The 11,977-nt window shown below is 73.0% G+C and carries 11 protein-coding genes and 1 pseudogene; 8 read left to right on the top strand and 4 right to left on the bottom strand.

What is annotated here, in order from left to right:
- Positions 1 to 19: 19 nt before the first annotated feature.
- Positions 20 to 2,212 (bottom strand): MMPL family transporter, encoded by a 2,193-nt coding sequence (locus ACIRVK_RS09805; protein WP_404244974.1) that lies wholly within the window; start codon positions 2,210 to 2,212, stop codon positions 20 to 22.
- A 356-nt stretch (positions 2,213 to 2,568) separates the two neighbouring features.
- Between ACIRVK_RS09805 and ACIRVK_RS09800 the strand changes: the two genes are divergently transcribed.
- From ACIRVK_RS09800 to ACIRVK_RS09785, 4 genes are all read left to right on the top strand, one after another.
- Positions 2,569 to 3,513 (top strand): ABC transporter ATP-binding protein, encoded by a 945-nt coding sequence (locus ACIRVK_RS09800; RefSeq protein ID WP_404244973.1) that lies wholly within the window; start codon positions 2,569 to 2,571, stop codon positions 3,511 to 3,513.
- Complete coding sequence (locus ACIRVK_RS09795) at positions 3,510 to 4,352, top strand: ABC transporter permease (protein ID WP_404244971.1); 843 nt, start codon at positions 3,510 to 3,512, stop codon at positions 4,350 to 4,352. The genes ACIRVK_RS09800 and ACIRVK_RS09795 overlap by 4 nt, the downstream gene beginning before the upstream one ends.
- Positions 4,353 to 4,416: 64 nt before the next feature.
- Positions 4,417 to 5,673: a sensor histidine kinase gene (locus ACIRVK_RS09790; protein WP_404245552.1), complete on the top strand. Its 1,257-nt coding sequence runs from the start codon at positions 4,417 to 4,419 to the stop codon at positions 5,671 to 5,673.
- A complete protein-coding gene (locus ACIRVK_RS09785; protein ID WP_404244969.1) occupies positions 5,670 to 6,335 on the top strand; it encodes a response regulator in 666 nt (221 codons plus the stop codon). Before ACIRVK_RS09790 ends, ACIRVK_RS09785 begins: the two co-directional genes overlap by 4 nt.
- A gap of 8 nt (positions 6,336 to 6,343) precedes the next feature.
- On the opposite strand, the gene efeB is transcribed toward ACIRVK_RS09785, so the two are convergent.
- Positions 6,344 to 7,627, bottom strand: coding sequence for an iron uptake transporter deferrochelatase/peroxidase subunit (efeB, locus tag ACIRVK_RS09780; protein WP_404244967.1), 1,284 nt, complete (start codon positions 7,625 to 7,627; stop codon positions 6,344 to 6,346).
- A 47-nt stretch (positions 7,628 to 7,674) separates the two neighbouring features.
- Positions 7,675 to 9,705 (bottom strand): iron uptake transporter permease EfeU, encoded by a 2,031-nt coding sequence (efeU, locus tag ACIRVK_RS09775; RefSeq protein ID WP_404244965.1) that lies wholly within the window; start codon positions 9,703 to 9,705, stop codon positions 7,675 to 7,677.
- Between the two features lie 155 nt (positions 9,706 to 9,860).
- Here efeU and ACIRVK_RS09770 point away from each other — a divergent pair, with 155 nt between their 5' ends.
- The 4 genes from ACIRVK_RS09770 (at position 9,861) to ACIRVK_RS09755 (ending at position 11,780) form a co-directional block, all read left to right on the top strand.
- On the top strand, positions 9,861 to 10,361 hold the full coding sequence (locus ACIRVK_RS09770; protein ID WP_404244963.1) for a universal stress protein: 501 nt from the start codon (positions 9,861 to 9,863) through the stop codon (positions 10,359 to 10,361).
- A 65-nt stretch (positions 10,362 to 10,426) separates the two neighbouring features.
- The gene (locus ACIRVK_RS09765; RefSeq protein ID WP_404244961.1) at positions 10,427 to 10,645 is read left to right on the top strand and encodes a hypothetical protein; all 219 of its coding nucleotides are present in this window, start codon (positions 10,427 to 10,429) and stop codon (positions 10,643 to 10,645) included.
- A gap of 88 nt (positions 10,646 to 10,733) precedes the next feature.
- Positions 10,734 to 11,327 (top strand): hypothetical protein, encoded by a 594-nt coding sequence (locus tag ACIRVK_RS09760; protein ID WP_404244959.1) that lies wholly within the window; start codon positions 10,734 to 10,736, stop codon positions 11,325 to 11,327.
- 48 nt (positions 11,328 to 11,375) lie between these two features.
- Positions 11,376 to 11,780 (top strand): VOC family protein, encoded by a 405-nt coding sequence (locus tag ACIRVK_RS09755; protein ID WP_404244957.1) that lies wholly within the window; start codon positions 11,376 to 11,378, stop codon positions 11,778 to 11,780.
- Here the strand turns inward: ACIRVK_RS09755 and ACIRVK_RS09750 are convergent.
- A pseudogene (locus tag ACIRVK_RS09750) lies at positions 11,774 to 11,977 on the bottom strand (hypothetical protein); the annotation flags it as partial. The gene ACIRVK_RS09755 and the pseudogene ACIRVK_RS09750 sit on opposite strands and share 7 nt — an antisense overlap.

Raw genomic sequence — 11,977 nt, 5'->3', positions numbered from 1 at the left:
AGCACGGGCCGTCCGCGGCTCAGTCGGTCAGGCCGGCGGTCTGCGGCTCCCGTGCCGCGTGGGGCGGCACGACCGGCTCCGGCGGCGGCCCTTCCACGGACACACGCGGCAGGGCCTGGTCGAGCCGGCGCGGCAGCCACCAGTTCGCCCGTCCGCACAGATGCATGAGCGCCGGTACGACCACCATCCGGATCAGCAGCGCGTCGAGGGCGACGGCCACCGCGAGGCTCAGCCCGAACTCGGAGATCACCCGCATGCCGCCGAACACGAAGGAGCCGAAGACGCAGAACATGATCGTGGCGGCGACGGCGATCACCTTGCCGGTCTCCGCCTGGCCCACGCGGACCGCCCGGTGGCTGTCGCCGGTGTGCGCCCACTCCTCCCGCATCCGGCTGACCAGGAAGACCTGGTAGTCCATGGACAGGCCGAACATGATGCCGACCACCAGGATCGGCACGAACGACTCGATCGGTCCGGCGGCGCCGAGTCCGAGGAGCGAGGCGCCGAAGCCGTACTGGAAGACGACGACGATGGCACCGAAGGCGACCCCGATGCTGAGGATGTTCAGCACGGCGCCCACGGCGGGGATGAGCAGGCTGCGGAAGGCGACGGTCAGCAGCAGGAACCCGAGCGCCGCGATCACCAGCACGAACAGGGGGAGCTTGCCCATCAGGACCGACGCGAAGTCGTCGTTGCTGGCGGTGAGCCCGCCGACGTACACCTTCAGCGACGTGCCCTGCTGCGCCCGGGGGATGACGTCGCCGCGCAGCCGGCCGATCAGGTCGGAGGTGGCCGCGGACTGCGGGGACGTCGTCGGCACGACGGAGATCACACCGACGGTCTGCCCCTCCTTCATGGGGGCGGCGGTGGCGCCGGCGACGCCGTCGACCTGCCGCAGGCTGGTGACCAGGTGCGCCGCGGCGGCCCGGTCGGTGGCGGTCGGGGCCTGGACGGCGAGGACGAGGGGGCCGTTGAAGCCGGGCCCGAAACCGTCCGCGATCATGTCGTACGCCTGCCGGTTGGTCGACGTCGTGGGCAGGTTGCCGTCGTCGGACGCGCCCAGGCGCAGCGACAGGGTCGGCAACGCGAGCGCCGCCACCACGACCAGCCCGAGCAGACCGAGGGCCTTGGGCCGGGCCTGCACCCGCGCCGCCCACCGATCCCACAGCCCGGCCCCGCCCTGGGGAGTGACCGCACCACCGGCGAGTTCGCGGCGCTCGCGTCGGCCGAGGACCCGCACCCCGATCAGGCCGAGCAGCGCCGGCAGCAGGGTGACGGCGGCCAGGACCGTCAGTACGACGGTGACGGCCGCGCCGACGGCCATGCCGTTGAGGATCCCGACGTTCAGCGTCAGCATGCCCAGCAGGGCGACGACCACGGTCAGTCCGGCGAACACCACGGCCCGGCCGGAGGTGTCGAGGGACTTGGCGATCGACTCGGCGACGCCCCTCCCGGCCTTGAGGTTGGCGCGGTGCCGGTTGACGATGAACAGCGCGTAGTCGATGCCCACGCCCAGGCCGATCAGCGAGCCGAGGGTCAGCGTGGTGCTGGACAGCGTGATGACGTGGCTGAGCAGCATCACCGTGACCGCGGAGGTGCCGACGCCGACGATCGCTGTGACGATGGGCAGCACCGCCACCCAGACCGCCCGGAAGACGAACAGCAGCACCACGAAGGCGAGCGCGATGCCCAGGGCGTCGGCGACCGGGTTGGGTGCCGGGTTCACGGTGAATGCCTGCCCGTTCAGCGCGATGTGCAGGCTCTTCGACTCCGGAGCGGTCGCCAGCTCCTTGACGTGCGCGACCTGCGAGTCGGCCACGTCACGGGCGAAGGAGACCGTGGCGTAGGCCGTACGGCCGTCCTTGCTGACCTGCGCCCGCCCCGCGGCCGTGTACGGGCTGGTCACGGAGGCGACGCCCGGCGCGGCGGAGACGCGTGCCAGTGCACCGCTCATCGCCCGCTCGGCCGCGGCTCCGCTGACCTTGCCTTCCGCGGTCTGCCAGACGACTCTGCCGCTCTTGCCCGCCGCGCTGTTCGAAGCCCCCTGCAGCAGCGCCGTGGCCTTGGCCGAGTCGGTGTTCTGCGAGGTCTGGCTGTTGCCGAAGGCGCTGCCGGCCGCACCGACCCCGGCCCCGAGGGCGAGCAGCAGGCCCACCCAGACCAGGACGACGGCGAGCCGGTGCCGGTGGCACCAGCGGGCGAGAGGAGACATCGACGAGCCTTTCCAGGGATACGCCACGCGAAAGGGCCGGCACCCCGGCCCACCCTCACGCTCGCAGTCCGGCACCCTCTCGTCGTCGGGCGTTCGCAGACACTTCGCCCTACTGCGCCCGCAGTAGGAAGTCCCTCCGGTCACACGGACAGCCGATCACCGACCCGCCGGGTCGACTCGTTCCGCAGGCCCCGCGAACCCCCGTGGTGGGGCCGTCGGACCGGGCGCCGCCGTAGTACCCCGGTACCACCCGGCCCGTGTGGATCAGTCCCCGGTACCACGGATCACGGCGCCGCGGAACCTAGCGTGGTCGGTGAGGCGTCACGGGCGCCGGTGTCCGACAGGAAGAGACGCGAATGATCGACGCACAGCAGCTGACCAAGAGGTACGGCGAGAAGACGGCCGTCGACCGCCTGGACTTCGCCGTCCGGCCGGGCACGGTGACCGGGTTCCTCGGACCCAACGGCGCGGGGAAGTCCACGACCATGCGCATGGTCATCGGGCTCGACGCCCCGACCGCCGGCTCCGTGACGGTGAACGGCCGGCACTACGCCCAGCACCGGGCGCCCCTCCAGGAGGTCGGCGCCCTGCTGGAGGCGAAGTCGATCCACCCGGGCCGCTCGGCCTACAACCACCTGAACGCGCTCGCGCTCACCCACGGCATCCCCCGGCGCCGCGTCGACGAGGTCATCGAGCTGGCCGGCCTCGGCAGCGTGGCCAAGAAGCGGGCCGGAGCCTTCTCCCTGGGCATGGGCCAGCGGCTCGGTATCGCGGCCGCCCTGCTGGGCGACCCGCAGACGGTGATGCTGGACGAGCCGGTCAACGGGCTCGACCCCGAGGGCGTGCTGTGGATCCGCAACCTGCTCAAGGCGCTCGCCGACGAGGGGCGGACCGTGTTCGTGTCCTCCCACCTGATGAGCGAGATGGCCCTGGTGGCCGACCACCTGATCATCGTGGGCCGCGGCCGGCTGCTCGCCGACACCACCGTCGCGGACCTGGTCCGCGAGGCGGGCGGCGACACGGTGAAGGTCGCCACCCAGGACCCGGCCCGGCTGCGGGAGGTCCTCGCCGGTCCCGGCGTCGACATCACCGGCCGGGCCGGCTCCGAGGAGCTCCAGGTGACCGGGCTCAGCACCCGCGAGATCGGCCTCAAGGCGGCCGAGCACGGGATCGCGCTGTTCGAACTGACCTCGCGGTCGGTGTCGCTGGAGGAAGCGTTCATGAACCTGACCAGGGATGCCGTGGAATACCACGGCACCACCGGCATCGAGGCCCTCGCGGCCGAGGGGAGTGCGGCATGAGTACCGTCGTCGACACCGTCGAGGCACCGGCCTCCGCCCCCGCCCGCCCCGCCTACCGGGTGACCGGACGGCGCGTGCTGGCCGCAGAGTGGGCCAAGCTGTGGTCGCTGCGCTCCACCTGGATCACCCTGGGCCTCGGCCTGCTCTTCCTCGTGGCCTTCGGCCTGATCGCCGCCAGCCGCTACAAGTCCGGGATCGACTCCGGGCAGCACATGGACCCGGACTTCGCGCGCTCGACCGCCGTGAGCCTGTCCCTGTTCGGCACGAACTTCGCCCAGCTCGCCCTCGGCGTGCTCGGCGTGCTGGTCACGGCCGGCGAGTACTCCACCGGCATGATCCGCTCGACGCTGGCCGCCGTGCCGCGCCGGCTGCCCGTGCTGTGGTCCAAGGCGGCCGTGTTCGGCGTGGTCGCGCTGGTGATCGGCACCATCGGCGCGTTCGTCGCCTTCGGGTTCGGCAGCGGCATCGTCTCCGGCACGCCCGCCGCCATGGGCATCTCGCACGCGGGAGTCGTCCGCAGCCTGCTGGGCGCCGGGCTCTACCTCGGCCTGGTCGGCGTGATCGGCACCGCGCTGGGCGCGCTGCTGCGCTCCGTGGCCGGCGGCATCTCGGTGTTCGTCGCCTCCTTCATGCTCATCCCGGGGCTGCTGTCCCTGCTGCCGAGCTCCTGGAAGGACGACATCAGCCCCTACCTGCCGAGCAACGCGGGCGAGTCGATCTTCGCCCTGACCCACGACAGCACCACCCTCTCACCCGGCGCCGGACTGCTGGTCTTCCTCGGCTGGACGGCGCTCGCCCTGGCCGGCGCGGCGTACCGGCTGGTGCGCAGCGACGTCTGACGCCCGCACCATGGGGCAGGTGACCACCTTGACGACGACCACCCCCGCCGGCGACTTCGGCGGGATGGGACCGCTGGTCGCCCGGTTCGCCCGGAGCGGCCAGCGGCTGCGCCAGGCGGACCGGGCACATCCCTGGGCGCTGGACACCGCTGTGGTGGTCCTCGCCTTCCTCCTGTTCTGCCTGCCGGACCTGCTGCACGGGGGCGCCGGGGACGGCGGCAGCCACCACCGGTTCCGGCTCGCCGTCACCCGGCTGCCCCTGGCCGTCATGCTGCTCCTCCAGGCCGGACTGGTGCTGCCGCTGCTGTGGCGGCGGCGCAGGCCCCTGGCGGCCTTCGCCGTCATAGCGGCCGTGTTCGTCCTCCAGTGGTCTCTGGGCGCGGCGCTGCGCGCGGACGTCGCCCTGTTCATCGCCCTGTACAGCCTTGCCCTGCACGGGCGGCTGCGGCAGCTGCCCTGGGCCTGCGGCGCCATGGCGGCCGCGATGGTCCTGGTGGCGGTACGGGTGTCGGCGGCCATGTCCGTCTGGGACGCGCTGTTCTTCCTGCTCGGCACCGCGACCGCCGCCCTCGCGCTCGGCCTGGTGATCCGCATTCGCCGGGCCCAGCTCGCCGGCCTGCGCGAGCGGGCCGCCCGCCTGGAGATCGAGCGCGACCAGCGCAGCCGGCTCGCGGCGGCCAGCGAGCGCGCCCGGGTGGCCCGCGAGATGCACGACATCGTCGGCCACAACCTGTCCGTCATGATCACCCTCGCCGACGCCGGGGCCTATGCCACCGACCTCGCCCCCGAGCGCGGCAAGGAGGCCCTCCAGCTCATCGGCGACACCGGCCGCACCGCCCTCGGCGAGCTGCGGCGCGTGCTCGGCGTCCTGCGGGAGGCCTCGGACAGTTCGTCCAGCGTGCCCGAACTCAGCCCGCAGCCCGTTGTCGCGGACATCGAGGCGCTGTGCGACGGTGTGCGCACCGCCGGTCTGGACGTCGTCTACCGCACCGTCGGCGACGTCGACGCCCTGGACGGCGGGACGCAGCTGACGGTGTACCGCATCGTCCAGGAAGCCCTCACGAACACCCTGAAGCACGCGGGCGCCGGCACCCGGGTGAAACTGTCCCTCATCGCCGAGGACGACCGCCTGGTCATCCGGGTCCGTGACGACGGACCGGGCGGACGCCCCGGACCCCGGAACGAGGAAGGACACGGACTGGTGGGCATGCGCGAACGAGCGGCGCTGTACGGCGGGAGCGTCAGCGCCGGACCCGCGAGCGGCGGCGGATGGGCGGTGGAGGCCACCCTGCAGCGGGCACCCCGGGACGGCGTGCGATGACCACGGTGCTCGTCGTGGACGACCAGCCGCTGCAGCGCTACGGCTTCCGGGTGCTGCTCGACTCCATCCCTGAGACGGAGGTGGTCGGCGAGGCGGCGCACGGCGCCGAGGCGGTCCGCAAGACCGCCGAACTGCACCCCGACGTGGTCCTGATGGACGTCCGCATGCCCGGCATGGACGGCATCGAGGCCACCCGCCGGATCACCGCCGCCGGGGGCCGCTCCCGGGTCCTGGTGCTGACCACCTTCGACGTCGACGAGTACGTCCACGCCGCCCTGCGCGCCGGAGCGAGCGGTTTCCTGCTCAAGGACGCGCGCCCGGACGAACTCCTCGCCGGCATCCGTGCCGTGGCCGGCGGCGACGCCGTCATCGCGCCGGCGCTCACCCGCCGCCTCCTGGACGAGTACGCCCGGCACGTGCCGGGCGGACGGAGCGACGCGGAGGAGGACGCCCGGCTGGCGGCCCTCACCGAACGCGAGCGCGAGATCCTGGTCGCCATCGGCAAGGGCTGGACCAACGGCGAGATCGCCGCCCGCTTCGTCGTCTCCGAGTCCACGGTGAAGACGCACGTCGGCCGGGTCCTGGCCAAGATCGGCGCCCGCGACCGCATCCAGGCCGTGATCTTCGCCTACGACCTCGGCCTGGCCCGCCCCGGCCCCTGACCGCGGGTTCAGGCCGCCAGCAGTCCGCGGCCGAGCCAGTCGGCCGCGTCGCGCACGCCGGGCAGGGCGAAGAAGTAGCCGCCGCCGGTGGGGGAGATGTAGTCGACGAGCGGCTCGTCGATGAGACGCGTCTGGGTGGCCTCGAACTGGCGCTGCACGTCCTGCTGATAGCAGCAGAACGCCAGGCCCATGTCCAGGTTGCCGACGTCGTCGATCCCGCGGTCGTAGTTGTAACCGCGGCGCAGGATACGGGTGTTGTCGGTCTTCGCGGTGCGCGGGTTGGCCAGGCGGATATGGGCGTCGAGGGGGATCGCCGTGCCGTGCGGGTCCTTGGCGTAGTTCGGGATGTCGGTCTCCACCGCGCCGTCGAGCGGGGCGCCGGTGTCTTTGCGGCGGCCGAACATCTTCTCCTGCTCGGTGAGGGAGACCCGGTCCCAGAACTCCACCAGCATGCGGATGACGCGGATCACCTGGTAGCTGCCGCCCGTCGCCCAGGCGGGCTCGCCGTCGCCGTCCCCGACCCAGACCAGCCGGCCGGTCTCGCGGGCGGAGGTGACGTCCGGGTTGGCGATGCCGTCCTTGAAGCCCAGCAGGTTGCGCTGCGCGCCGGTGGGCCGGGGCGTGTTCTGGAAGCCGTCGATGCGCCACTTGATCTGCATGGCGCCGCGGGTGTGCCGGGCGATGTCGCGCAGCGCGTGCAGGACGGTGTCCTGGCGGTCGGCGCAGATCTGCAGGGACAGGTCGCCGTGGCACTCGGCCGGCTTCAGGTTGTCGTTGGGGAAGGTCCGCATCGGCGTCAGCCGGCGGGGACGGGCCTTGGCGAGACCGTAGCGGTCGTCGAAGAGGGACGCGCCGACGCCGACGGTGACGGTGAGGCCGTCGGCGGGGACCGCCGGGCCGAGGATGCCGTTGTCGGAGGGCGGCGCACCCACGCCGAGGTCGGCCGGGGTGCCGCCGGCGGTGAGGAAGCGGGCCCGGTCGGTGATCGTCCTGAACAGCTGGGCCAGCTCGTTCCGGTTCTCGGCGATGACGTTGAAGGAGACGAAGGTGGCGAACGCGGGGGCGGGGGTGACGATGCCTGCCTGGTGCGCGCCGTGGAAGGGGACCTTCGCCGCGTTCTGCGGCTGGGTGGCGGCCTCGGCGGTGCCGTCGCCGCCCTCCGCGAGCGCGAAGCCGCCGCCCGCCAGGACCGCGCCGGCGGCCGAGGCGCCGAGGGCCGTCTTCACGAAGGAGCGGCGCCCGGCACCGGCGGGGCAGCCCCCCAGCGGGGCGGGGGATTCGGCGGACGGCATGGGAGGGTTCCCTTCGCTGCGTGCGGGGTCGTGGTGTGCGGGGTTCATCAGGCGGACTTCCGGATCTCCAGCAGGTCGGGGACCGGGGCGAGGTCCTCGAGGAGCTGGCCGGTGGCTCCGTTCAGGCGGGCCCGGGTGGTCGCGTCGAGCTGGTCGACGGGGGTCCACGAGGTGCCCTGGTGGGCGGCGTCGAGGAGCTTCTGCAGCCGCGCGATGTCCGCCTCGACCGTCGGCAGCAGCCGCGGCGAGCGGGTGGTCAGCAGGGGCCTGAGCACGGTGAGCAGCTCGCGGGTGCCCGCGAGGTTGGCGTCGGCGGTGGCGAGGTTGGAGCCGCTGCCCTCGTCGGTGTCGCCGGTCAGCTCGAACTGCAGGGTGTTCTCGAGGATCTCGTGGGCGCGCAGCGGCAGGTCGCCCGGGTCGAACTGCTGCTGCGGGAACGCCTTCTGCAGTCCGGCGGAGTCGACGGCGAGCTGCTCGGCCGGACCCGTCAGTGAGGCCGCCGACTCGCCGTGCCACAGCCCGTACTCGACGCGGTGGAAGCCGGCGAAGTCCTTGTCGTGCACGCCGCCCGGCAGCCCGTCGGCCCTGCCGTTGATCTTCTTGTCGAAGTCCTCGAAGGTGCCGTAGGCGGCACCGAGGGAGGAGTAGGTGCGGTGGGCGCTGAGCCAGTCGGCGCGGGCCTGGTCGAGATGCCCGCCCTTGACGTCGGCGGCCAGCGTGCGGGTCTGCGCGACGAGAGTGGCGAGGCCCTGGCCGACGTACGCCTTGTACCGCGCGAGCGGGCCTGCGAGGTCCTGCGCGGAGACCGGGACGACCGCCTTGGCCGCTCCCGAGCCGGTGACGCGGACGGCCTTGGAGGTGACCGCGGTGCCGCCGGTGGGGACGCACCGCCAGGCGTACGTGCCGCCGGCGACGGTGGCGACCAGCGCACGGGTGGTACCGGGGGCGAGGCCCTCGATCTCGCCGTAGACCGCGTTGGTGGCCGGGTCGACCAGGTACACCTCGGAGGTCTTGTCGCCGGTGTTGTGCATCTGGAAGGTCTGCCGCCCCGGCTTCGGCGCGGAGAACCCCTGGCCGCACTCCGTCTCGGAGACGGCCACGGTCTGCGCGGCGGCGGGCTTGGGACGGCCGAGCGCGACGGCGAGGCCCGCGACCACCGCCGGTACGGTGACGACGGCGACCGGCACGACCCAGCCGGGGCGGCGCCGGGCGGCCCGCGGGGCCTTGTCGGCCGGGGCCGCCTGCTCGTGGGCCTGCTTCGGCGCCGCCACTCGCACACCGCGCACGAACAGGGTCATGACCACGGCGAGATAGCCGACGTAGGCGGTGACCTGGAGCCAGGTCATGGTCGGCGTCAGGTTGAGCACGCCCTGGACGAGGGTGCTGTACCAGGAGCTCGCGTCGACGCTGCCGCTGAGGTCGACGGCGTAGGCGGCCTTCCCCGGCAGCACACCGCCCTCCTGCAGATCGCGCAGCCCGTAGCCGAGGACACCGGCCGCGATGACGATCAGCACGGCGCCGGTCGCGGTGAAGAACTTCGTCAGGTTGATCTTCAGTACGCGCCGGTACAGGCCCCAGCACAGACCGGCCGCGAGCACGAGGCCGATCGCGGCGCCCGTCAGCGGGCCGGCGGACTCGCCGGCCGCCTGGGCGGTGGTCCACAGGAACAGGGCGGTCTCCAGGCCCTCCCGGCCCACGGCGAGGAAGGAGGTGACGATCAGGACACCGGCGCCCATGCCGAGCGCCCCCGTGACCTTTTCCTTGATCTCGCCGGACAGACCGCGCGCCGAGCGGCGCATCCAGAAGACCATGGCGGTGACGAACGCGACCGCGATCACGCTGAGGGTGCCGCCGAAGGCCTCCTGGGCGGTCGCGGTCAGAGACGCGGCGGTGAAGGTGAGGACGGCGCCGAAGCTCATCGCGAGCGCGATCGCCGCGAGCACGCCCGTCCACACCTGCGGCAGCCGGGAGCGGGCGTCGGCCCGCACCAGGGTGGCGACCAGGATGGAGACGATGAGCCCCGCTTCCAGTCCTTCCCGCAATCCGATCAGGAAGCTCGGAAACGCGTCATCCCACATACGGCTCTCCCCGGCCGGCCCGCGCCATGATCGCGTTCATTAGCGTAGGCATACCTAACTTGGACGTTGACCATGATGACCACGGATGGGTAGTCCAATAGTCATGTTTTGGTAATGTGAAGGCAAAAATCCCGGTGACGGCGCAGACTGGGGCCATGGCTGTCGTCGTGTGGATCGTCGAGGGGACCTGGCCCGCCTGCGTGGACGCCGCCCGCACCCACGCCCCCGTGGACGCGGACATCGTCCTGCTGCACGTCACCCCGGCCGACCTTGAGGAGGTGGCGCGCGGGGCGTTCGCCGGGCTGCTCGGCCGCGGCCGGTCCGAACGGGATCCCGGCACCCGGGTCGAGCACCTCGCCGCCGCCTCCGCCGACCAGCTCCTGCGGGCCGCCGCCGACCGCCTGGGCGCCCCCTGCACCCGGGACGAGCGCACCGGCCGCGTCGAACGCGAGGTCGTCGCCGCGGCCGAGGACGCCGACCTGCTGATCCTGGCCCGCGACGGCGACCGCACCCACCTCGGCCCGCACAGCCTCGGCCCTGCCAGCCGCTTCGTCCTCGACCACGCCCCGTGCCCGGTGCTCCTGGTCTGGCCCGAACCGGCCCCCGGCCTCACCACCATCCCGCCCCCACCACCGCGTCCCCCGCACCAGGGGTAGCGGCGGCCCGCCTGTGTGGCCGCACAAGAGCTGCGCCGGGACCCCGTTCGGCGCATCGTGGTGTCATGGACGAGCGCCCGCCCGTGGTCGTGTTTCCGCTCGCCGAGGATGGTGGCCGACAGGTGACCATCGACGGCGAGCCGGTAGGAACCGCGTACAGCCTGTTCGAGGTCCTGGACCTCCTGCACGGCGCGGGCCTGCCCGCCGAGGACCGGGCCGTCGACGACCCCGCGCTGATCGAGTGGCGCGAGGGCGGCCCCTACGACTGGAACGACGGCGCGTAGGACGGCGGGGCCTGCGGGTGCTCTTGGCCGCCGTGAGGAGGACACTGGGGGAAACGGGGGTGTCGGTGCTCACTGGGGGTGTCGACCGGTGGCAAGGACAGGGTGGCGTGGAAGCCGCACGAGGGTCAGGTTGTGGCGCTGGCGGCGCAGTCCGCTCAGGCGGCGCACCGATGTCGTCGAGGCCTGGCTGCTGCTCGCGGTGTGGGTGCTCGCGGTCGCGGGCGGACTGGTCGCCGGGCTGGTGACCGCCGACGCGGGCGCGCGGAGCTTCGACCGGCTGCGGGCCGAACGCCATGAGGTGTCGGCCGTGCTGACCCGGGACGCGAAGGACTCCGTCTCCCCGGTGGCCGTGGACGACCACCATGTCTGGGCGGACGTCCGCTGGCGTGGCCGGGACGGTTCCGTGCACGTCGGTCAGGCCAGGGCGTCTGAGAACGCGCACGCCGGCGACCGGGTCACCATCTGGACGGACGACCACGGTGCCCTGGTGTCGGCTCCTCCCCAGCATGGGGAGGCACAGGTGGAGGCGGCCATCCTGGGCACGCTGGCCGGGGGTGCCGCCGGCGGTGTCGTGTGGGCGGCCGGTCGGGTCGTCCGGGGCCGCCTGATGGAAGGCCGCATGCGGGCGTGGGACGACGAGTGGGCCCGCGCCGACCTGCGCTGGGGCGGCCGCACCGGATGATCCGGGCGGGGGGATGCGCGGCACACCGCCCCGGTACGCTCAGCCCTCATGGACGCCCTGTATCCCCGGCTGCTCGTCGAGGACTTCGACACCGCGGCCCGTTTCTGGACCGAAGCGCTCCGCGACCTGCTGGGCATCGAGCCCGTCAAGGTGCTGCCCGACGCGGGCTACGCCAACTGGGACCTCGGCGGCGAAGCCGTCCTCGTGCTGTACGCGCGCAAGACCATCGCCCAGGTCATCGGCACCGCCGCCCTTCCGCCATCCGCGCCGGCGCAGGACGCCGCGATGCTCGTCCTGCGCGTCGAGAACGTCGACGACGCGGCGCTCCGCCTCGGCAGGCACGGCGCGTCGGCGCTCGCCGAGCCCCAGGACCGCCCCGAGTGGGGCCCCGGCCTGCGATCTGCCCACCTGCGGACACCGGACGGCACGCTGGTGGAGCTGCAGTCCTACTGAGGGTTCGGGATCTGTGTGGTGGTGATGGTCATGGGGGTGCCGGTGACGGCGATGAGGTAGATCGGGGTGTGGGTGCTGGGGGGAAGGGTGCGGTAGCCGCCGGGTGGTGTGACGCGGTAGACGGCGCTGGCGTGCGGGGGGAGGTGGGCGGGGCCGGAGGTGATGGTCCACCAGTCGGAGGCGCCCTGGCCGGCGCG

It is taken from the genome of Streptomyces sp. NPDC101152, assembly GCF_044768275.1.
Lineage (GTDB): Bacteria > Actinomycetota > Actinomycetes > Streptomycetales > Streptomycetaceae > Streptomyces.
The sequence above is the reverse complement of the archived record's forward strand: the minus strand, read 5'-3'. Positions and strand labels throughout refer to the sequence as shown.

What these genes read in the sequence shown, in the direction of transcription:
- ACIRVK_RS09805 (WP_404244974.1), bottom strand. Translation starts at nt 2,212, where the DNA reads ATGTCTCCTCTCGCCCGCTGGTGCCACCGGCACCGGCTCGCCGTCGTC.
- ACIRVK_RS09800 (WP_404244973.1), top strand. Translation starts at nt 2,569, where the DNA reads ATGATCGACGCACAGCAGCTGACCAAGAGGTACGGCGAGAAGACGGCC.
- ACIRVK_RS09795 (WP_404244971.1), top strand. Translation starts at nt 3,510, where the DNA reads ATGAGTACCGTCGTCGACACCGTCGAGGCACCGGCCTCCGCCCCCGCC.
- ACIRVK_RS09790 (WP_404245552.1), top strand. Translation starts at nt 4,417, where the DNA reads ATGGGACCGCTGGTCGCCCGGTTCGCCCGGAGCGGCCAGCGGCTGCGC.
- ACIRVK_RS09785 (WP_404244969.1), top strand. Translation starts at nt 5,670, where the DNA reads ATGACCACGGTGCTCGTCGTGGACGACCAGCCGCTGCAGCGCTACGGC.
- efeB (WP_404244967.1), bottom strand. Translation starts at nt 7,627, where the DNA reads ATGCCGTCCGCCGAATCCCCCGCCCCGCTGGGGGGCTGCCCCGCCGGT.
- efeU (WP_404244965.1), bottom strand. Translation starts at nt 9,705, where the DNA reads ATGTGGGATGACGCGTTTCCGAGCTTCCTGATCGGATTGCGGGAAGGA.
- ACIRVK_RS09770 (WP_404244963.1), top strand. Translation starts at nt 9,861, where the DNA reads ATGGCTGTCGTCGTGTGGATCGTCGAGGGGACCTGGCCCGCCTGCGTG.
- ACIRVK_RS09765 (WP_404244961.1), top strand. Translation starts at nt 10,427, where the DNA reads ATGGACGAGCGCCCGCCCGTGGTCGTGTTTCCGCTCGCCGAGGATGGT.
- ACIRVK_RS09755 (WP_404244957.1), top strand. Translation starts at nt 11,376, where the DNA reads ATGGACGCCCTGTATCCCCGGCTGCTCGTCGAGGACTTCGACACCGCG.